Annotated in this window: 18 protein-coding genes; 13 read left to right on the forward strand and 5 right to left on the reverse strand. The window is 62.5% G+C overall.

Translation table 11 applies throughout. From position 1 onward, the window contains the following. Positions 1-79 precede the first annotated feature (79 nt). Positions 80-1,072, reverse strand: coding sequence for a bifunctional riboflavin kinase/FAD synthetase (locus tag PanNE5_RS12265; RefSeq protein ID WP_026131737.1), 993 nt, complete (start codon positions 1,070-1,072; stop codon positions 80-82). Positions 1,073-1,310: 238 nt separating this feature from the next. Between PanNE5_RS12265 and purN the strand changes: the two genes are divergently transcribed. The 6 genes from purN to nadC all read left to right on the forward strand — a co-directional run bounded on the left by purN (position 1,311) and on the right by nadC (position 8,508). Continuing rightward, positions 1,311-1,961 carry a phosphoribosylglycinamide formyltransferase gene (gene purN, locus PanNE5_RS12270; protein WP_017232778.1) on the forward strand — a complete coding sequence of 217 codons (651 nt, stop codon included), beginning with the start codon at positions 1,311-1,313 and terminating at the stop codon, positions 1,959-1,961. A gap of 194 nt (positions 1,962-2,155) precedes the next feature. Further along, on the forward strand, positions 2,156-3,427 hold the full coding sequence (locus tag PanNE5_RS12275) for an RsmB/NOP family class I SAM-dependent RNA methyltransferase (protein WP_017232779.1): 1,272 nt from the start codon (positions 2,156-2,158) through the stop codon (positions 3,425-3,427). A 46-nt stretch (positions 3,428-3,473) separates the two neighbouring features. Next, positions 3,474-4,868: a mechanosensitive ion channel family protein gene (locus PanNE5_RS12280; protein WP_261938058.1), complete on the forward strand. Its 1,395-nt coding sequence runs from the start codon at positions 3,474-3,476 to the stop codon at positions 4,866-4,868. 313 nt (positions 4,869-5,181) lie between these two features. Continuing rightward, positions 5,182-6,378 (forward strand): acyl-CoA desaturase, encoded by a 1,197-nt coding sequence (locus tag PanNE5_RS12285; RefSeq protein ID WP_017232781.1) that lies wholly within the window; start codon positions 5,182-5,184, stop codon positions 6,376-6,378. Between the two features lie 94 nt (positions 6,379-6,472). After that, on the forward strand, positions 6,473-7,606 hold the full coding sequence (nadA, locus tag PanNE5_RS12290) for a quinolinate synthase NadA (RefSeq protein ID WP_261938059.1): 1,134 nt from the start codon (positions 6,473-6,475) through the stop codon (positions 7,604-7,606). A 14-nt stretch (positions 7,607-7,620) separates the two neighbouring features. Further along, entirely contained in the window at positions 7,621-8,508 is an 888-nt protein-coding gene (gene nadC, locus PanNE5_RS12295; RefSeq protein WP_261938060.1) for a carboxylating nicotinate-nucleotide diphosphorylase, read from the forward strand. Between the two features lie 103 nt (positions 8,509-8,611). Here nadC and nadB read toward each other — a convergent pair whose 3' ends face one another. The 4 genes from nadB to radC form a co-directional block, all read right to left on the reverse strand. Then, the gene (gene nadB / locus PanNE5_RS12300; RefSeq protein WP_261938061.1) at positions 8,612-10,216 is read right to left on the reverse strand and encodes an L-aspartate oxidase; all 1,605 of its coding nucleotides are present in this window, start codon (positions 10,214-10,216) and stop codon (positions 8,612-8,614) included. A 242-nt stretch (positions 10,217-10,458) separates the two neighbouring features. Next, a complete protein-coding gene (rpmG, locus tag PanNE5_RS12305) occupies positions 10,459-10,626 on the reverse strand; it encodes a 50S ribosomal protein L33 (protein ID WP_017232785.1) in 168 nt (55 codons plus the stop codon). Positions 10,627-10,642: 16 nt separating this feature from the next. Further along, on the reverse strand, positions 10,643-10,876 hold the full coding sequence (gene rpmB / locus PanNE5_RS12310) for a 50S ribosomal protein L28 (RefSeq protein ID WP_017232786.1): 234 nt from the start codon (positions 10,874-10,876) through the stop codon (positions 10,643-10,645). Between the two features lie 225 nt (positions 10,877-11,101). Beyond that, entirely contained in the window at positions 11,102-11,776 is a 675-nt protein-coding gene (gene radC, locus PanNE5_RS12315) for a RadC family protein (protein WP_017232787.1), read from the reverse strand. Positions 11,777-11,938: 162 nt separating this feature from the next. On the opposite strand from radC, the gene PanNE5_RS12320 reads away from it, so the two are divergent. From PanNE5_RS12320 to PanNE5_RS12350, 7 genes are all read left to right on the forward strand, one after another. Continuing rightward, a complete protein-coding gene (locus tag PanNE5_RS12320; RefSeq protein WP_150562640.1) occupies positions 11,939-12,394 on the forward strand; it encodes a peptidylprolyl isomerase in 456 nt (151 codons plus the stop codon). Positions 12,395-12,402: 8 nt separating this feature from the next. Further along, positions 12,403-13,377, forward strand: coding sequence for a 4-hydroxy-3-methylbut-2-enyl diphosphate reductase (gene ispH, locus PanNE5_RS12325; protein ID WP_017232789.1), 975 nt, complete (start codon positions 12,403-12,405; stop codon positions 13,375-13,377). Between the two features lie 720 nt (positions 13,378-14,097). Then, entirely contained in the window at positions 14,098-15,306 is a 1,209-nt protein-coding gene (locus PanNE5_RS12330) for a branched-chain amino acid ABC transporter substrate-binding protein (protein WP_017232790.1), read from the forward strand. A gap of 212 nt (positions 15,307-15,518) precedes the next feature. Next, complete coding sequence (locus PanNE5_RS12335; RefSeq protein WP_017232791.1) at positions 15,519-16,469, forward strand: branched-chain amino acid ABC transporter permease; 951 nt, start codon at positions 15,519-15,521, stop codon at positions 16,467-16,469. Positions 16,470-16,487: 18 nt separating this feature from the next. After that, complete coding sequence (locus PanNE5_RS12340) at positions 16,488-17,624, forward strand: ABC transporter permease subunit (protein ID WP_017232792.1); 1,137 nt, start codon at positions 16,488-16,490, stop codon at positions 17,622-17,624. A 21-nt stretch (positions 17,625-17,645) separates the two neighbouring features. Then, the gene (locus tag PanNE5_RS12345) at positions 17,646-18,419 is read left to right on the forward strand and encodes an ABC transporter ATP-binding protein (RefSeq protein WP_017232793.1); all 774 of its coding nucleotides are present in this window, start codon (positions 17,646-17,648) and stop codon (positions 18,417-18,419) included. Beyond that, positions 18,419-19,132, forward strand: coding sequence for an ABC transporter ATP-binding protein (locus PanNE5_RS12350; protein ID WP_017232794.1), 714 nt, complete (start codon positions 18,419-18,421; stop codon positions 19,130-19,132). The genes PanNE5_RS12345 and PanNE5_RS12350 overlap by 1 nt, the downstream gene beginning before the upstream one ends. Positions 19,133-19,237: the final 105 nt, after the last annotated feature.

Genomic DNA, 19,237 nt, shown 5'->3' on the forward strand with positions numbered 1-19,237 from the left:
GCGGCAACGCCCGGGCAGGTGCCAGTGGCGGCGGCGGGCCGCGCGCGAGGCGCTGGGCGCCGGCGCACGCGGGCGAAGATCAACTAATTCGGTCGGTAGCCGAGGTGGCAAAGTCGCGTCGTGCGCTCGGGCTGTTGGCATCAAGCGCATGCGCGAAGTAGGCGCGCGCCTCGCGCGTGTCTTGCGCGATGGCCGCTTCCAGTTCGGCCAGACCGTCGAATTTGGCTTCGTCACGCAGCTTCTGCAAGAATTCCACACGCACCAGCTTGCCATAACAATCGCCGTCGAAATCGAGCAGGTGGACTTCGAGCAGCACGCGCCCGGAATCGTCCACGGTCGGGCGCCAACCCAGGCTGGCCACGGCGGGCAGCGGTCGGTCCGCCAGGCCATGCACCTGCACGACGAAAATTCCCGTCAACGCCGGATGCTTGTGGGCGATGCGCAGATTGAGCGTCGGGAAGCCCAGCTTGCGGCCGAGCTTCATGCCATGCACGACGTGGCCCGTGATCGCGTACGGACGGCCGAGCAGCGCGTGGGCGCGCTCGAAATTGCCGTCGGCGAGCGCCGTGCGCACTTCGGAGCTGGAAATCCGCACGCCGTCGTGTGCGAAGGTCGGCATTTGTTCGACGACGAAATCGAAGCGACGGCCGGCATCGCGCAAATATTCGATGTCGCCCGCGCGTTTCGCGCCGAAGCGGAAGTCGTCGCCCACGAGCAGCCAGCGGGTGTGCAACCCGTCGACGATGATATTGCGCACGAAGTCTTCAGGCGACTGGCCGGCGAAATGGGCGTTGAAGTGTTCCACCACCAGGCGGTCGACCCCATGCGAGCGAAGCGCCTCGAACTTGTCGCGCAGGTTGGAAATGCGCGCGGGCGCCCGGTCGGGCATGAAATACTCACGGGGATGCGGCTCGAACGTCATCACGCACACCGGTAGGCCGCGTGCGGCCGCCGAGGCGCGAACGCGAGCGAGCAGCGCCTGGTGGCCCAGGTGCACGCCGTCGAAATTGCCGATCGTCAGCACGCAGGGCGCTTTGCTCTGCGCGTTGGGTAGACCCCGGAAGACTCGCACGATAATGGAAGCGTCAGGTCAGGACGTCGAATTGAGCGTTGGTGGATAATCCCGCGCGGCGCGGATGCGAAGACCCACCGGCCTGCGGCGACGGGGCGAGCCCAGGGCGGCGCAGGACGGCCGATCCGACATTGCGGCGCCGCAGAACGTTGAATTATAAACGCTTCGGGGCCATCGCGGCGCACGACGCGGTCAATGCCACGTGTCTGGTGCGTCGCACCAATGATAAAATCCTGCGATGAAGAACATTGTCATCCTGATTTCCGGACGAGGCAGCAACATGCAGGCCATCGTCCGTGCCTGTACCGCAGAAGGCTGGCCGGCCCGCGTGGCGGCCATCATCACCAATCGCGCCGACGCCGAAGGCCTGGCATTCGCCCAGGAAAACGGCATCGCTACGGCCGTGGTGCCCAGCCAGGGCAAGACGCGCGAGGCGTTCGACGCCGAACTTGCCGCCGAGATCGATCGCCATCAGCCCGATGTGGTGGTGCTCGCCGGCTTCATGCGCATTCTGACGCCGGGCTTTACCGAGCGCTACGCCGGCCGACTCCTGAACATTCACCCGTCGCTGTTGCCTGCCTTCCCGGGTCTGCAAACGCACGCCCGCGCGCTCGACGCCGGCTGCAAGGTCGTGGGCGCAACCGTGCATTTCGTCACGGCCGAGCTCGATCACGGCCCGTACATCCTGCAGGCGGCCTTGCCGGTGCGGGCAGGAGACACCCCCGAGACGCTGGCCGAGCGCATTCTGCCGCTGGAACACATCATTTATCCGCGCGCCGTGCGCTGGTTCGTGGAAGATCGTCTGGTCGTGGCCGATGGCCGCGTGACGACCACGCCCGGGGCCGACGGCACGCCCGATCCGCAATGGCTTTTTGGTGAGGACGCATGAGCACCCGCCCGACACAGCGCCGCGATGGCGCCAATCAATCCGGTCATCGCGCCGGTGGCCGATCCACCGATACCCGTCAGCCGTCAAAGGGCGGGCAGGCGGGAGAGCGTCAGGAGCGATATGTCCGCCCTGACCGCTACGACCGTTCACGCAACGATCGCCGTCCGGAGGCGCCGCCCGCCGAGACGGCCCGCATGCGCGGCGAGCACCTGTCGCCCGCACTCTTCGAGCACACGCAACGCCTGCTCGGCAGCGTGCTGACGTTCAGCGGTCCGGCCGATACGCTTGTGAGCACGTACTTCCGCGCCAACGCCAAGCTGGGCCACCGCGAGCGCGGTGTGCTGGCGGAAACGGTCTTCGCCATTCTGCGCCGCAAGCTCGAATTCGGTCAGCATGCAGGCAGTGGCTCCGGGCCGCTGGAGCGACGCCTGGCATTGCTCGGTCTGGCGTTCACGCGCGGTCTGGCGTCGGTGCAACTGGTGGCAACGCCCGATGAAGTCTCGTGGCTCGAGCACGTCGGTCAGATCGACCCGGCCAGCCTGTCTGCTCGCGTGCGCACCAATTTACCGGAATGGCTCTATGAGCGTCTGGCCACGCGATTCGACGGCACTGAACTCGAAGCGCTCGCCGCGGCCCTTAACCAGCCCGCGCCGCTCGACTGCCGTGTGAACGTGGTCAAGGCGAACCGGGACGATGTGCTCGCGCAACTGCGTGCGGACGGCTTTTCGGCCGAGCCGACGCCGTTCGCGCCCAACGGCATTCGTCTGGCCGGCAAGCCTGCACTGCAAAAGCATCCGCTGTTCATTTCCGGTGCGATCGAAGTTCAGGACGAGGGAAGCCAGTTGCTGTGCCAATTGGTCGCGCCGCGTCGCGGGGAGATGATCGTCGACTTCTGCGCCGGGGCCGGCGGCAAGACGCTCGCCATCGGCGCGCAGATGCGTTCGACGGGGCGCCTTTACGCGTTCGATATCTCGGAAAAGCGCCTGGCGAAGCTCAAGCCGCGTCTGGCGCGCAGCGGCCTGTCGAACGTCTATCCGGTCATGATCGACAGCGAGAACGACAGCAAGATCAAGCGTCTGGCGGGCAAGATCGACCGCGTGCTGGTCGACGCCCCTTGCAGTGGGCTTGGCACGCTGCGTCGCAATCCGGATCTGAAATGGCGTCAGTCGCCACAGTCGGTCGCGGAGCTCACGCAAAAGCAGGCGTCGATCCTCGCGAGCGCAGCACGTCTGGTGAAGCCGGGCGGCCGTCTCGTGTACGCTACGTGCAGCCTGCTGAACGAAGAGAACAGTGCCATCGCCGAGGCGTTTGCGGCCGCACATCCGGATTTCGCGCTGTTACCGGCGAATGCGTTGCTTGCAGCGCAGAAAATCGACATCGACACGGGCGAGTATCTCGAATTGCTGCCGAACCGCCACGCGACCGACGGCTTTTTCGCCGCCGTGTTCGAGCGACGTTCGGCGTAACGCTGTGCTCGGCGTCGGCTAACAAAAAACAAGAAGAGAGAGAGCGATGCAGGAAAGTCCGGCTTTCGCGAGATTGGTGCGTGATGTCGTGCGTGATGTCGGCGAACCGCAGGTCGTCTGGCAGGTCGTGGCGCTCGCGCTCGCGCTTGTCGTTGCCTTCGTGCTGCGGCGCTGGATGATCGGCCGGCTCGACCGTCATTTCGAGCGTGTCGCACCGGCGCGCCGGGCGGGGTCGTCGAGCCTGCGTCGCGCCTTCTTCCCGATTTTCGGCTGGATCTGCGTGGCGCTCACGCGCGTGGTGCTGCAGGACTACACGCACGTCTCGCTGCTGATGCTCGCGGAGGTGCCGCTCTTCGGCACTGCGCTCATCTATCTGGCGTTTTATCTCGCGCGCCGATTGTTCGCGTCGTCTCCCCACGCGTCGGGGCTGCTGAAAGTCTTCGAGCGCGTTTTCACGGCGCTCGCCTGGCTGTCAATGCTGGCGTACGTGCTCGGTGTCCACGACGACATCCTGAAGTGGCTCGCCAGCGTGCGCTTCGCCGTGGGCTCGAGCCATCTGACGTTGCTCTCGATCCTCTCCGGCCTGCTCTGGATCGGCGTGACGCTCGTGCTGGCGATGTGGGTGGGGGCGCTGATTGAAGACCGGATCATGCGCACGGCCACGCTCGACGGCAATCTGAAGGTGGTGCTTTCGCGGCTGGTCAAGGGCGTGCTGACGCTGATTGCGGTGCTCACGACGCTGTCGTTCGTCGGCATCGACGTTACGGTGCTCGGGGTGTTCGGCGGCGCGCTCGGCGTGGGGCTGGGCTTCGGTTTGCAGAAGATCGCGTCGAATCTCGTGTCGGGCTTCATTATCTTGCTCGACCGCTCGGTGCGCATTGGCGACCTCATTACCGTCAGCCCGTACCACGGCACGGTTTCGCAGATCAATACGCGCTATACGGTCGTTCGGGGGCTGGACGGCGTCGAAGCCCTGGTGCCGAACGAGCAACTGGTGACGAACGTCGTCCAGAATCACTCCTTTACCGAGACCCGCGGGCGCGCCAAGGTCAATGTGCAGGTGGCTTACAGTGCCGACGTCGAACTGGCGATGTCGCTGATGCTCAAGGCGGCCGTGGGCATTCCCCGCGTGTTGGCCGATCCGGCGCCTTCGGCGTTGTTGTTGAACTTCGGCGCGGATGGGATGGATCTCGAAATGGGCTTCTGGGTGCAAGATCCGGCTCAGGGCAGTGGCGCGATTCGTTCTGAGATCAATTTGCGGATTTGGCGCACTTTTCGTGAGCATGGTATTGAAATTCCGTATGCGCAGCGCGAAATACGCATTCTGAATGATTGGACCGATGGCGTGCCGGTCGGCGGTGCGCATCCGACGGTGTTGCCGGCAGAATCGTCTGAACGCGCGCCACAGCAGGCCGAAGACGGTGCCAAGCGGCCTGCATAGCCCGGAATTGATGCTTTTCCCCGGGGCAGCGGGTTGACCTGCGACAAAATGCGTGGCGGGGACGTTACACACGGGCGTCAGTCCGTCAGGTAAAATGCTTGCCAAACGATAAAAACCCGACGTTCACTGGCACGTTTTCCGCCCATCTCGCCCCGGCATTCAGCAACTTGCCGATCTTCAGCGAATCCAAGCGTCAAGCGAGCTCAAGAACGAGACCTGACGCGACGGCCATCGATGCCCTACCGGCCCGACAAGACAAGACACGGCAGCGATGCCGTGATTGCTACCGTATTGATTAGTTTGGAGTGATATTTTGCTGGACAGTCTCCTTGGATTCATCTCGACCGGCCTGCTCGACTGGAGCGGCTGGAAGATCACCTTGTTCACGTTGATCGTCACCCATGTGACGATCGCGGGCGTGACGATCTACTTGCACCGTTGCCAGGCGCACCGCGCGCTCGACGTGCATCCGATCGTCGCCCATTTCTTCCGTTTCTGGCTGTGGATGACCACTGGCATGGTCACCAGCGAGTGGGCTGCCATTCACCGCAAGCACCACGCCAAGTGCGAAACGCCGGAAGATCCGCACAGCCCGCAAACGCGCGGCCTGTGGAAAGTGCTGGCCGAAGGGGCCGAACTCTATCGCGCCGAAGCGAAGAACGAAGAAACGCTGCGCAAGTTCAGCCACGGCACGCCGAACGACTGGATCGAGAATCATCTCTACAAGCGCTATCCGATTCTGGGTGTGAGCTTCATGATGATCATCGACATCGCCCTGTTCGGCGCGGTCGGCCTGACGGTGTGGGCCGTGCAGATGGTGTGGATTCCGTTCTGGGCGGCCGGCGTGGTCAACGGTCTGGGCCACTATTGGGGTTACCGCAACTTCAATTGCGCGGACGCGTCGACCAACCTGCTGCCGTGGGGCATCATCATCGGCGGTGAGGAGCTGCACAACAACCACCACACGTACGCGACGTCGGCCAAGCTCTCGAACAAGTGGTATGAGTTCGACATCGGCTGGCTCTATATCCGTGTGTTGTCTGCGCTGGGTCTGGCCAAGGTGAAGAAGATCGCGCCGACGCCGAAGCTCGCGAAGAACAAGGCAGCGTGCGACGATGACACGCTGCAGGCCGTGCTCTCGAACCGCTACGAAGTGATGGAGCGATACGCCAAGACATTCAAGCGTGCCTACGGTCAGGAACTGGCGCGCTTCAAGGAAAAGCGTCAGCTTGGCGAGTATCAGTTGCTGCGTGGCGCGAGCAAGTGGCTGCATCACGACGAAGCTTCGCTGCAAGAGCCGCAGAAACAACAGTTGGGCGAGATCTTCGCGCACAGCAATGCCGTCAAGACGTATTACGAACTGCGTCGTGAGCTGGCCGGCATATGGGAGCGCTCGAATGCATCGCGCGAACAGCTCCTGGGCCAGTTGCAGAACTGGTGCCATCGCGCGGAACAGAGCGGTATTCACGCGCTGCAGGAGTTTGCGACGCGTCTGCGCCGTTACGCATGAACGGGCTCAGCCAGAAATTCGTTTTTGACGCATAATCAAAACCCCGCCAAGGCGGGGTTTTGTCATTCCCGGTCCCCCCGCGGGCCACGTGAAAATGAACGCCTCAATCAAATCCGTACAATTCGAGCGCCCCGCACCGAGCGGCGCCACGTGTGTTGCCCATGCGTGGGCACGGGTCCCGGATGCGCCATCGCAAGTAGAACGCGCAGCCCTCAAGGCCCGAATCAAGCGCCTGCTCGTAGAGCAGAATGCTGTGCTGGTGGCCCATTACTACGTCGACGCCGACTTGCAGGATCTCGCCGAAGAGACGGGCGGTTGTGTGGCTGACTCGCTCGAAATGGCCCGTTTCGGCCGAGACCATTCAGCCAAGACGCTCGTGGTGGCCGGCGTGCGTTTCATGGGCGAGACCGCGAAGATTCTGAGTCCCGAAAAACGCATTCTGATGCCCGATCTCGATGCGACCTGCTCGCTCGATCTCGGTTGTCCCGCCGACGAGTTCGCTGCATTCTGTGATGCGCATCCCGACCGAACGGTCGTCGTGTATGCGAATACCAGTGCTGCCGTGAAGGCGCGAGCCGACTGGATGGTGACGTCGTCGATCGGGTTGGAAATCGTGGCGCATCTGCACGCGCAGGGGAAGAAAATTCTCTGGGCGCCGGATCGTCATCTGGGCAGTTACGTCCAGAAGCAGACGGGCGCCGACATGCTCTTGTGGCAGGGCGCTTGCCTGGTGCACGACGAATTCAAGGGGACCGAGCTGGAAGTGCTGCGTCGGGAATTTCCGAACGCCAAGGTGCTGGTGCATCCGGAGTCGCCCGCCTCGGTCGTCGAACAGGCCGATGTGGTGGGTTCGACGTCGCAGATGATCACGGCCGCTCAGACGATGGCGGCAACCGAGTTCATCGTGGCGACCGACAATGGCATTCTGCACAAGATGCGCGCTGCGGCGCCGGGCAAGCGTTTCATCGAAGCGCCGACGGCCGGCAACAGTGCCACGTGCAAGAGCTGCGCGCACTGCCCGTGGATGGCGATGAACAGTTTGCAGAATCTGGCCGACGTACTGGCGTCGGGGCGCAATGACATTCACGTGGATGCGGAGATCGGCCGCCGCGCCCACACCTGTATCGACCGAATGTTGAAGTTCGCCGAGGCGCGCAAGCAGAACGTCCGCGCCAGTGGCGATTTCGCGCGCGATGGTGCGCTGTTTGCCGGCGTGGGCCCCGCATGATGACGTCATCCAAAATGCTGAATACCGACGAGGCGCTCTCGCCCGATTTCGCCGCGTTCGGCGAGCCGCTCGAGGCGGCGCTCGCGCGCAACGTGCGCGACGCGCTCGCGGAAGACATCGGCGCCGGCGATTTGACCGGCTTGCTTGTACCATCCGAGGAAATGGCGCACGCGCGCATCATCGTGCGTGAGTCGGCGGTGCTGTGCGGCATACGTTGGTTTGAGCGCTGCATGCAAGGGGTCGATGCCTCGGTGCGCGTGCAGTGGCACTACCGGGAAGGCGAGCGCATGACGCCCGACTCGGCGGTGTGCGATATCCACGGCCCGGCGCGCGCGCTGCTCACGGGGGAGCGCACTTCGATGAACTTCCTGCAATTGCTTTCCGGCGTCGCGACGGCGGTGCGTCGTTATTCGGATATCGTCGAGGGCACGAAGGCGCGGGTGCTCGACACGCGCAAGACATTGCCGGGCCTGCGCCTCGCGCAGAAGTTCGCCGTGCGCGTGGGCGGCGGGGCGAATCAACGCCTGGCGCTCTACGATGGCATTCTCATCAAGGAAAACCACATCGCAGCGGCCGGCGGCATTCGGCAAGTGCTGGCGAACGCCGACCGTCTGGCCGACGGTGCGCCGGTGCAGATCGAGGTGGAGTCGCTCGAGGAGCTGGAAATGGCACTGGAATGCGGCGCGACCTCGATCCTGCTCGACAACTTCACCTTGGAAATGATGCGCGAGGCGGCACGCGTCACGGATGGCCGCGCCGTGCTCGAGGCTTCGGGCGGGATCCATCTCGAAACGCTGCGAGCGATTGCGGAAACGGGCGTCGATCGGATTTCCGTCGGTGCACTGACCAAGGATGTTCGCGCGACCGATTTTTCGATGCGGATTTTGGAGACGGTGGGGTAAGCGCCGTTCGCGCCTGTCATGCGCAAGATCGAAGGCCGCAGGGTTTCCCTCTGCGGCCTTTTTGCTTTCGCCGGTGCGGCGGTGTGCGTCGATCGGTGGCCGATCAGCGGGCGCGACGCGGTAACACGGGCGAAAGCACGGTCGGCAGGGCCTTCGGCAGGGTGTCGGGGAAGTCTCGCGAGAAGTGCAGGCCGCGACTCTCGTGGCGCGACAGGGCACTGTCAACGATCAACGACGCCACGTCGACCAGGTTGCGCAATTCCAACAGATCGCGGCTCACGCGGAAGTTTGCGTAGTACTCGGCAATTTCCTCGCGCAGCAGGGCGATACGATGCTGCGCCCGCTCCAGCCGCTTGGTCGTGCGCACAATGCCGACGTAGTTCCACATCATGCGGCGCAATTCGTCCCAATTATGCGCGACCACCACTTCTTCGTCGGCATCCGAGACACGGCTTTCATCCCACGCCGGGACGTCTTCTGCCGGCGGCGGCGTCGCTTCGCCCCGTTGAATATCTTCGGCAGTCGCCTTGCCGAGTACCAGGCATTCCAGCAGCGAGTTGCTGGCAAGACGGTTGGCGCCATGCAGGCCGGTGTAGGTGGCTTCGCCGACGGCATGGAGTCCTGGCAGGTCCGTGCGGCCGCGCATGTCGGTGACGATGCCGCCGCACGTATAGTGTGCTGCCGGCACCACCGGAATCGGTTGCTTCGTGATGTCGATGCCCAGTTCAGCGCAGCGCGCCAGAATCGTGGGGAAATGCTCGTGCAGGAATTCGGGGCTTTGGTGGCTGATGTCGAGATACACGCAGTCCAGACCGTGCCGCTTCATCTCGAAATCGATGGCGCGCGCCACGATGTCGCGCGGTGCCAGCTCGGCGCGCGGATCGTGTTGCGGCATGAAGCGAGTGCCGTCGGGCAACACCAGGCGTCCGCCTTCACCGCGCACGGCTTCCGTGATCAGGAACGACTTGGCGTACGGATGATAAAGACAGGTCGGGTGGAACTGGATGAACTCCATGTTCGCGATGCGGCAACCGGCACGCCACGCCATCGCGATGCCGTCGCCGGTCGCGGTGTCGGGATTCGTCGTGTAGAGATACACCTTGCCCGCGCCGCCCGTGGCCAGCACCGTGTGCCGCGCCGTCATGGCGTGGACCTCGCCGGTGCCGAGATCCTGCACGTAAAGGCCTTGGCAATGACGCCCGGCTGTCGGTGCCGCATCGGCACGGTCGGAGGTGATCAGATCGACCGCGAAGTGATTCTCGAAGACGGTGATATTCGGATGCTGGCGCACGCGTTCGGTGAGCGTGGCGATCACGGCGTGCCCAGTGGCGTCGGCGGCATGAATGATGCGGCGGTGGCTATGGCCGCCTTCGCGCGTCAGATGGAAGCCGAGTTCGGCGGCGTCGTCGCGGGTGAACGGCACGCCTTGCGCGATGAGCCATTCGATGGCTTCGCGGCTGTGTTCGACGATGAATCGCGTGGCGGCTTCGTCGCACAGGTCGGCGCCGGCGATGAGGGTGTCCGCAACATGCTCGTCGACGCTATCGGTCGAGTCGAGCACGGCGGCGATGCCGCCCTGTGCCCAGTCGCTGGCCCCTTCGGGCATGGGGCGTTTGGCGACCAGCGCTACGCGGCAGGTTTTGGCCAGGTGCAGGGCGACGGACTGGCCGGCGAGCCCACTGCCGACGATGACGACATCGAAATTCATGATACGCGCGCTCTCTGGAATCGACGCCACGGGCGTGGTGCCATTCTCGTGATGGGAAATGAGCCAGTATAGCGAGTCAATACGCGCGCGACACATGACCCTATGCGCACGTCGGAGAAATTCTGTGTTGCGTGACTACGCATAGCGTAGCGTTGCGAATTTCGGGACGCCCAAACGAAAAACCCCGCCTGTGGCGGGGTATCGAACGCAGCAGCGAACCGCTGCGAGAAAACCTGTTGATCTTATTTGATCTTGGTTTCCTTGTAAGCCACATGCTTACGAGCCACCGGATCGAACTTGCTGATTTCCATCTTTTCCGGATGGGTACGCTTGTTCTTGGTGGTCGTGTAGAAATGACCCGTGCCAGCGGTCGATTCCAGCTTAATCTTGTCGCGAGCGCCTTTTGCCATGATGATCTCCTAAAACTTAGATGGCGTTGCGCGAACGCAGGTCCGCCAGAACGGCGTCGATGCCGTTCTTGTCGATCAGGCGCAGGCCGGCCTTCGAAATGCGCAGGCGCACAAAGCGGTTTTCGGTCTCAACCCAGAACCGGCGATTTTGCAAGTTCGGAAGAAAACGACGCTTGGTTTTGTTGTTGGCGTGGGAAACGTTATTGCCGACCATCGGCGCTTTCCCGGTCACTTGACATACGCGTGCCATGAAGCACTCCTAACCCAGAATTCTGTGTAAAAAAAGGTGAGTCGAAAAGACAGACCGCGATGATACCACAAAAATCCCAGACAAATCAATCGCTTTCGCGATGCAGGATGCGAGTCCCTGGCGGGAAACGTCTGTCGGAGATTCGGGAAGGGACGGATTATAGCGCAAGCGCTGCGCGAACGCGACCCAACTGCCAAAATTCTGTGCAGATGTTGTTGTGGGGTGTCACAGCTCGCCGTTCTCCGCGAGTGAATACACGCGGGTTCCGGCCACGATGAAGTGGTCGAGCAGCCGGATTTCCAGCAGCGCCAGCGCGTCGCCCAACTGGCGCGTGAGCGCCAGATCGGCCGCACTTGGGGTAGGCACGCCGGACGGATGATTGTGCGCGACGATGACGGCTGCCGCGTGCACGTCGAGCGCGGCGCGCACAATCTCGCGCGGATAGGCGCAGGTCTGGGTGAGCGTTCCCTCGAACATGACGCGCGTGCTGATCAGCCGATGCGCGGCATCCAGAAAGAGGCACGCGAAGCGCTCGCGCGACCGATCCTGCAATGTGAGGCGCAGATAGTCGTGCACGCGCGCCGGAGAATCGAGCAGATTGCCGGACTGCATGCCTTCTCCCAGCATGCGGCGCGCCACTTCGAGGGCGGCCTGAAATTGCAGAATTTTGGCCTGACCTAGCCCCGGAATTTGCCGTAACGTCTCGAAGGGCGTGGCGAGCAGCCGAGTCAGCGATCCGCTGCGCGCCAGCAATTCGCGACCTAGATCGACGGCATTGCGCCCGTGCGAGCCCGTCCGCAACAGGATGGCGAGCAACTCGGCATCGGACAGCGCACCGGCACCGCGGGCCAGCATTTTTTCACGGGGACGCTCGGCGAGCGGCCATTGAGCGATGGACATGACGACTCCAAGGAGGGACACCATCGCGCGCATGATCGCGGGTGCCACGAATATCACAAACGATGCCGTAGACAGGAAAAAATCGGGGCTGCTTCGATGGGGAGCCGGACGCGCAACGCGCCGTCCTTTACAATATTAGCTTGACCTTGCTGTGAGACCCCCATGAGTTCTGCCGTAACCCCTGTGGTTCAAGACGATTCCTATCTGACGCTCCACTACCGGATCGCCGCCCCCGACGGCGCGGACATTGTCAACACTTTTGAAGGTACGCCGGCGACGCTGCAACTCGGCGGCGGCCAGATGGCGCCGACGTTGGAGCAGTCGCTGCTGGGGATGACGGTCGGGGAGCGCCGCCGGACCGAGCTGGCGCCGGAACAGGCATTCGGCCCGCGCAACCCGGAGCTGCTGCAACGCGTTTCGATGAAGACGTTGCAGGAAAACAGCAATTTTGGCGAAGCCTATAGCGTTGGCGATCTGGTCGAGTTCAACGCGCCGAGCGGCGGCCGCTATGCGGGCATCCTGCGAGAGTTGGGTGACGGCTGGGCCTTGTTCGACTTCAACCATCCGCTGGCCGGCCAGCCGATCGTGTTCGAAGTCCAGATTATCGGCATTCTGTAGGAATCGAAATGAGCGCCACCCAAGTCGTAGCACCGACCCTGTCGGATGCGGAAATTCTTCTGGCCCAGCCGCGCGGTTTTTGCGCGGGCGTCGACCGCGCGATCGAGATTGTCGAGCGCGCGCTCGCGATGTACGGCGCGCCGATTTACGTGCGCCACGAGATCGTGCACAACGCCTATGTCGTTGACAACCTGCGTAAGCAGGGCGCGATTTTCGTCGAGGCGCTGACCGACGTGCCGGCGGGCAACACGCTGATTTTCAGTGCCCATGGTGTGTCGCAGGCCGTACGGGCCGAGGCGGAAGCGCGCGGCCTGCGCATCTTCGATGCCACCTGCCCGCTCGTCACCAAGGTGCACGTCGAAGTCGCGAAGATGCGTAGCCAAGGGCTCGAGATCATCATGATCGGCCACAAGGGGCACCCGGAAGTGGAGGGCACGATGGGGCAGTCGGGCGAGGGCATGTTCCTCGTCGAGACGATCGACGACGTGCTGGCGCTCCAGGTCGCCGATGAGAGCAAGCTCGCCTATGTGACGCAGACGACGCTATCCGTCGACGACGCCGCCGAGGTGATCAATGCACTCAAGCAGCGTTTCCCTTCGATTACCGAGCCGAAGAAGCAGGATATTTGCTACGCCACGCAGAATCGCCAGGATGCAGTGAAGTTCATGGCGCCGCAGTGCGACGTGGTGGTCGTCGTTGGTAGCCCGAACAGTTCCAACTCCAATCGCCTGCGCGAAGTGGCCGAGAAGATGGGCGTGCCCGCGTACATGATCGATGCGCCGGAGCAACTCAAGCCGGAGTGGTTCGACGGCAAACGCCGGATTGGCGTGACGGCGGGGGCGTCGGCCCCGGAAGTGCTGGCGCAATCGATCGTTTCGCGTCTGCGTGAGCTGGGCGTCAATCAGGTCAAAGTGCTCGATGGCGTGGAAGAAAATATTGCGTTCCCGCTTCCGAAGGGTCTTGTGCCGGTGGCGGCCGGCTAAGCGCCGTCGTCGCAACAATGCCGATCGGCCAGCGGTAACCCCGCATGGCTGACAAACCGGGTGCCATATTACGTGGCCCCGGTTTTTTTATGCCTCCTTCCTTTGCCTCGCCTCCCCGCGCCGGATTCCCCACGACCCCGCGCGTCGACCCTCCCTGACGCAAGCGCCGCGTCGCTCACCGAATCGCAGATCGCGCTCGGGATTCGTCTTGCGGAATCTATGCAAAATCAAATTGAATTTCGCGGATAATCCGCGCGACGCATTTCATCGATTTTGGCGTCTTGTTAGATAAAACTTGTCGACTCGACACGCAATTCAGCGAATACAGAATTGATTGAGCAATTAGCATTCGCTTTCCAGAAAATCAATTATTTATTTATTCCCTTAATTAGAACAAGCGCTCCAGATAGCGCGGGCATGCAACTTGCATATCTAGTTATTGCTGTGTCCGAGCCCATGACTGGTGCATCGGTTGCACCATGACGTTACCCGCACCGGTGGGCACGGTGTGTAAAACCTTTAACCAATCCGGGGTTGCGCTTTTGAAAAAATCGGGTTGCACAAGTCGGTATAAAACCTTAGGCCTCCATTATGGAAAACCCTGTGGCGGCGAGCATCGCATCCGCAAAGAATGGAGTTACAATGCGCGCGTTTCGCATACGAAACGTTGAATTGGCGTTACTGGCGTTATTCATCCGCCGACAATTTGGAGATAATCACATGCAACTCAAGTTCGCGAAGGTACTGCCCGTCGTTGCCGCAGTGACGCTGTTGGCGGCATGCGGTCAGAAGGAAGAAAAGCAGGCCGATTCGGGCGCCGCTTCGGCGCCCGCCGCGACGACTGCCGCCAGCGGGGGCGGCGATGCGGTTGTAGTTAAAATTGGTCACGTTGCGCCGCTGACGGGCCAAATTGCTCACTTGGGCAAAGATAACGAAAATGGTGCACGCCTCGCTATCGAAGAAGCCAACAAGGCGGGCCTGACCATCGACGGCAAGCCGGTCAAGCTCGAACTGCTGGCTGAAGATGACGCGGCCGATCCGAAGACCGCAACGCAGGTCGCCCAGAAGCTCGTCGACGAGAAGGTCGTTGCCGTGGTGGGCCACTTGAATTCGGGCACCACGATCCCGGCCTCGAAGATCTATAGCGATGCTGGCATCGTGCAGATCTCCCCGTCGGCCACTAATCCGGCCTACACCCAGCAGGGCTTCAAGACGGCCTATCGTGTGGTGGCTACCGACGCTCAGCAGGGCCCGGCACTGGCCAACTACGCGACCAAGGCATTGGGTGCCAAATCGGTGGCCATCGTCGATGACGCAACGGCCTACGGCAAGGGCTTGGCCGACGAGTTCGAGAAGACCGCGAAGGCTAACGGCCTGAAGGTGCTCTCGCACGACGCGACCAACGACAAGGCCACGGACTTCCGCGCGATTCTGACGAAGATCAAGGGCGAGCGTCCGGACATCATCATGTACGGCGGTATGGACGCGACCGGCGGCCCGTTCGCCAAGCAGTCGAAGGAACTGGGCATTGGTGCCAAGGTGCTGGCCGGCGACGGCGTGTGTACCGACAAGGTGGCCGAACTGGCCGGCGACGCGATCGACAACATCGTCTGCTCGGAAGCGGGTATGGCGCTGTCGAAGATGGAAGGCGGCGCGGACTTCTCGAAGCGTTATGAAGCCCGTTTCAACCAGCCGATCCAGATCTACGCCCCGTTCACGTATGACGCTGTCAACGTGATCATCGACGCCATGAAGCGTGCCAACTCGACCGATCCGGCCAAGATCCTGGCCGCCATGCCGGCCACCGACTACAAGGGCGTTATCGGCCACATCGCCTTCGACAGCAAGGGCGACATGAAGGAACCGGTGATCACGCTCTACAACTACAAGGACAAAAAGAAGAGCGTGCTTGACGTGGTGAAGATGTAACTCTAAGGCATTTGCGCCATGAAACGGCACCGCTGCCTACCCGTTCGGTGCCGTTTCGATCTCTGCGGAAATACGCCGTGCCTGCATGACGGGCACGGCCCCCCCTCCTGACACAGGATTACGCCTCATTACCCGCAATTCTCTCGACCCCCTCGCGCGCCCGATCGGGCAAGCGTGTCGAGAGCCCGTTCTCGGGACAAGGAGTTAGCTTCATGGATATCTTTATCCAACAAATCTTGAACGGCCTCGTGCTTGGTAGCGTCTACGCGATCATTGCACTGGGCTATACGATGGTCTATGGCATTTTGGGCATCATTAATTTCGCCCACGCCGACGTGATGATGATCGGCGCGATGGTCGCGCTATCCACCATCAATCTCTTGTTGAAAATCGCGCCGGACATGAACCCGGCGCTCATGCTGGCCATTGCCACGCTCGTGTGTATGCCCGTGTGTGCCTTGACCAACTTCGTGATCGAGCGCGTGGCCTACCGGCCGTTGCGCAATGCGCCGCGTCTGGCGCCGCTGATCACCGCGATCGGTGTGTCGCTGCTCTTGCAGACGATCGCCATGCTGATCTGGTCGCGCAACCCGCTCTCGTTCCCGCAACTGCTGCCGACCGACGCCATGACCGTGATTCCGCAACACGGCGACCAAATCGGCGCCGTGACCAACGGCACGGGTGTCGTGATCGTGGTCGTTGCCTTCCTCGTGATGTTCGGTCTCACGCAGCTTGTGAACCGCACCAAGCTTGGCCGCGCCATGCGGGCCACCGCGGAAAATCGCAACGTCGCCGGCCTCATGGGCGTGAACCCGAACTTCGTGATCTCCGCAACGTTCGCGCTGGGCGGTGGGCTCGCGGCGCTCGCGGGCGTAATGATGGCGTCGAACTACGGCAACGTGCACTTCTACATGGGCTTCATTCCCGGGATGAAGGCGTTCACGGCGGCGGTGCTGGGCGGTATCGGCAACCTGCAGGGCGCGATGGTCGGCGGTGTGTTGCTGGGCCTGATCGAAGCGCTGGGTGCGGGGTACATCGGGGATCTGACCGGTGGTGTGTTCGGCAGTAACTATCAGGACGTGTTCGCTTTCATTGTCCTGATCGCGGTGCTCGTGTTCCGTCCGAGTGGTTTGCTCGGCGAGCGCGTGGCGGATCGTGCATAAGCGGGGAGAAACGACATCATGAATCAACCCGTGCAAACCTCCACTGGCGAGGCCACGCAGATCTCTGCGGCGGCGGCCACGCGCAAGGCCTATCGCGGCCTCGCATTCTTCCTCATTGCGGCGATTGTCGCGCCGGTGCTCGTCGGCTACGCCGGCGGCAACTACTGGGTGCGCGTGCTCGACTTCGCGCTGCTCTACATCATGCTCGCGCTGGGCCTGAACATCGTGGTGGGCTTCGCCGGCCTGCTCGACCTGGGGTACATCGCGTTCTATGCCGTGGGTGCGTACGTCACCGCTTTCCTCAGCTCGCCTCACCTCACGCTCCACTTCGCGTGGATCGCGCATCTGTTCCCGGGGGGGCTGCATGTGCCGATATGGTTCACGATTCCGATCGGGGCGGCGGTCGCGGCCACGTTCGGCATCCTGCTCGGCGCGCCGACGCTTCGTCTGCGCGGCGACTATCTGGCCATCGTGACACTGGGCTTCGGCGAGATCATCCGTATCTTCATGAACAACCTGGACCGGCCGGTGAACATCACCAACGGCCCGAAGGGGATCACCGGCATCGAGCCCGCGTCGTTTGCCGGCTTCGATTTCTCGAAGGTGCACAACTTCTTCGGGATCCAGGTCGCCTCGGTGTACATGTATTACTACCTGTTCGTCTTCCTGGCGCTGTTGATCGCGTTCGTCTGCGTGCGTTTGCAGCACTCGCGCATCGGACGCGCCTGGGTGGCCATCCGTGAAGACGAAGTTGCCGCCAAGGCGATGGGTATCAACACGCGCAACATCAAGCTGCTCGCGTTTGCCATGGGCGCGTCGTTCGGTGGTGTGGCCGGCGGCATGTTCTCGGCGTTCCAGGGCTTCGTCTCGCCCGAGTCGTTCACCTTCTGGGAGTCGATCATTGTGCTCTCGATGGTGGTGCTCGGCGGCATGGGCCACATTCCGGGCGTGATCCTGGGCGGTATCCTGCTCTCGGCGTTCCCGGAAGTTCTGCGCTCAACCATGGGCCCGTTGCAAACGAGCCTGTTTGGCAGCGTCATCGTCGATCCCGAAGTGATCCGGCAGTTGCTGTACGGTCTGGCCATGATCCTGATCATGCTGTACCGTCCGGCCGGCCTGTGGCCGTCGCCGCGTCCAGAAGAGCGGACACTGTAAGTTGAGGGAGATGACCTGACTATGAGCGAACAAATTCTTCTGTCCGTCAAGGGCGTGAACAAGCGCTTCGGCGGTCTGCAGGCCCTCACCGATGTGGGCCTGGAGATCAAGCCGGGGCAAATCTACGGGCTGATCGGCCCGAACGGTGCCGGCAAGACCACGTTCTTCAACGTGATCACCGGCCTTTATACGCCGGACTCCGGCGAATTCAGGCTCGATGGTTCGGCCTACAAGCCGACCGCCGTGCACGAAGTGGCGAAGGCGGGGATTGCCCGTACATTCCAGAACATCCGCCTGTTCGGCGGCATGACCGTGGTCGAGAACGTGATGGTCGGCCGTCACGTGCGAACGAAGATGGGTGTGATCGGCGCGATCGTCCGTTACCCGGGCGCGAAGGCCGAGGAGCGTGCCATTCGCGATCGCGCGATGGAGTTGCTTGAGTATGTGGGCGTGGCGAAGTATGCCAACTACACGGCGGCGAACCTCTCGTACGGCCACCAGCGCCGTCTGGAGATCGCGCGTGCGTTGGCGACCGACCCGAAGCTGCTCGCGCTCGACGAGCCGGCCGCAGGCATGAACGCGACCGAGAAAGTGGAGCTGCGCGGCTTGCTCGACAAGATCCGTAGCGACGGCAAGACGATTCTGCTCATCGAGCACGACGTGAAGCTGGTGATGGGCTTGTGCAACCGCATGACGGTGCTGGATTACGGCAAGGTGATTGCCGAGGGTTTGCCGCAGGATGTGCAGAAAAATCCGGCGGTGATTGAAGCGTATCTGGGTTCGGGAGGCCATTGATGAGCGCAATGTTGACGATCAAGGGCCTGAAAGTCGCTTACGGCGGGATCAAGGCGGTCAAGGGGATCGACCTGAGCATCCAGCCGGGCGAACTGGTCACGCTGATTGGCGCGAACGGCGCAGGCAAGACGACCACGATGAAGGCGATCACAGGTCTGCTGCCTTGGGCCGATGGCGACATCGAGTATCTGGGCAAGTCGATTCGCGGTGTGAAGGCGTTCGATCTGCTCAAGCGAGGGCTCGCGATGGTGCCGGAAGGGCGCGGCATCTTCACGCGCATGACCATTCTCGAGAACATGCAGATGGGCGCGTATCTGCGCAACGATACCGCGGGGATCAAGCAGGACGTCGACAAGATGTTCGGCATCTTCCCACGCCTCAAGGAGCGTCGTGACCAGCTCGCCGGCACGTTGTCGGGCGGCGAGCAGCAGATGCTTGCCATGGCGCGCGCGCTCATGAGCCAGCCCAAGCTGTTGCTGCTCGACGAGCCGTCGATGGGACTCTCGCCGATCATGGTGGAGAAGATCTTCGAGGTGGTGCGTACGGTGTCGGGCGAAGGGGTGACGGTGCTGCTCGTGGAGCAGAACGCGCGCCTGGCGCTCCAGGCCGCGCACCGCGCCTATGTGATGGACAGCGGTCTGGTCACCATGACCGGTGATGCGAAAGACATGCTCGACGATCCGAAGGTGCGCGCCGCGTATCTGGGGGAATAATCAAGCATGAGCGTCCGGCGTGAGCCGGACGACGATCGAAGGGCGCCGAAGGCAACTCCGGCGCCCTTTGTGTTTTTCGTCGAGCGCTATGCGCGCAACGCGGTC

This window comes from Pandoraea sp. NE5 (genome assembly GCF_024363545.1).
Lineage (GTDB): Bacteria > Pseudomonadota > Gammaproteobacteria > Burkholderiales > Burkholderiaceae > Pandoraea > Pandoraea cepalis.

Bases quoted from the DNA above. Each gene is read 5' to 3' on its own strand.
- PanNE5_RS12335 (WP_017232791.1), top strand. From the start codon at position 15,519: ATGGATATCTTTATCCAACAAATCTTGAACGGCCTCGTGCTTGGTAGC.
- nadB (WP_261938061.1), bottom strand. From the start codon at position 10,216: ATGAATTTCGATGTCGTCATCGTCGGCAGTGGGCTCGCCGGCCAGTCC.
- radC (WP_017232787.1), bottom strand. From the start codon at position 11,776: ATGTCCATCGCTCAATGGCCGCTCGCCGAGCGTCCCCGTGAAAAAATG.
- rpmG (WP_017232785.1), bottom strand. From the start codon at position 10,626: ATGGCAAAAGGCGCTCGCGACAAGATTAAGCTGGAATCGACCGCTGGC.
- purN (WP_017232778.1), top strand. From the start codon at position 1,311: ATGAAGAACATTGTCATCCTGATTTCCGGACGAGGCAGCAACATGCAG.
- ispH (WP_017232789.1), top strand. From the start codon at position 12,403: ATGAGCGCCACCCAAGTCGTAGCACCGACCCTGTCGGATGCGGAAATT.
- PanNE5_RS12275 (WP_017232779.1), top strand. From the start codon at position 2,156: ATGCGCGGCGAGCACCTGTCGCCCGCACTCTTCGAGCACACGCAACGC.
- PanNE5_RS12320 (WP_150562640.1), top strand. From the start codon at position 11,939: ATGAGTTCTGCCGTAACCCCTGTGGTTCAAGACGATTCCTATCTGACG.
- PanNE5_RS12345 (WP_017232793.1), top strand. From the start codon at position 17,646: ATGAGCGAACAAATTCTTCTGTCCGTCAAGGGCGTGAACAAGCGCTTC.
- PanNE5_RS12280 (WP_261938058.1), top strand. From the start codon at position 3,474: ATGCAGGAAAGTCCGGCTTTCGCGAGATTGGTGCGTGATGTCGTGCGT.
- PanNE5_RS12330 (WP_017232790.1), top strand. From the start codon at position 14,098: ATGCAACTCAAGTTCGCGAAGGTACTGCCCGTCGTTGCCGCAGTGACG.
- nadA (WP_261938059.1), top strand. From the start codon at position 6,473: ATGAACGCCTCAATCAAATCCGTACAATTCGAGCGCCCCGCACCGAGC.
- PanNE5_RS12350 (WP_017232794.1), top strand. From the start codon at position 18,419: ATGAGCGCAATGTTGACGATCAAGGGCCTGAAAGTCGCTTACGGCGGG.
- PanNE5_RS12340 (WP_017232792.1), top strand. From the start codon at position 16,488: ATGAATCAACCCGTGCAAACCTCCACTGGCGAGGCCACGCAGATCTCT.
- rpmB (WP_017232786.1), bottom strand. From the start codon at position 10,876: ATGGCACGCGTATGTCAAGTGACCGGGAAAGCGCCGATGGTCGGCAAT.
- nadC (WP_261938060.1), top strand. From the start codon at position 7,621: ATGCTGAATACCGACGAGGCGCTCTCGCCCGATTTCGCCGCGTTCGGC.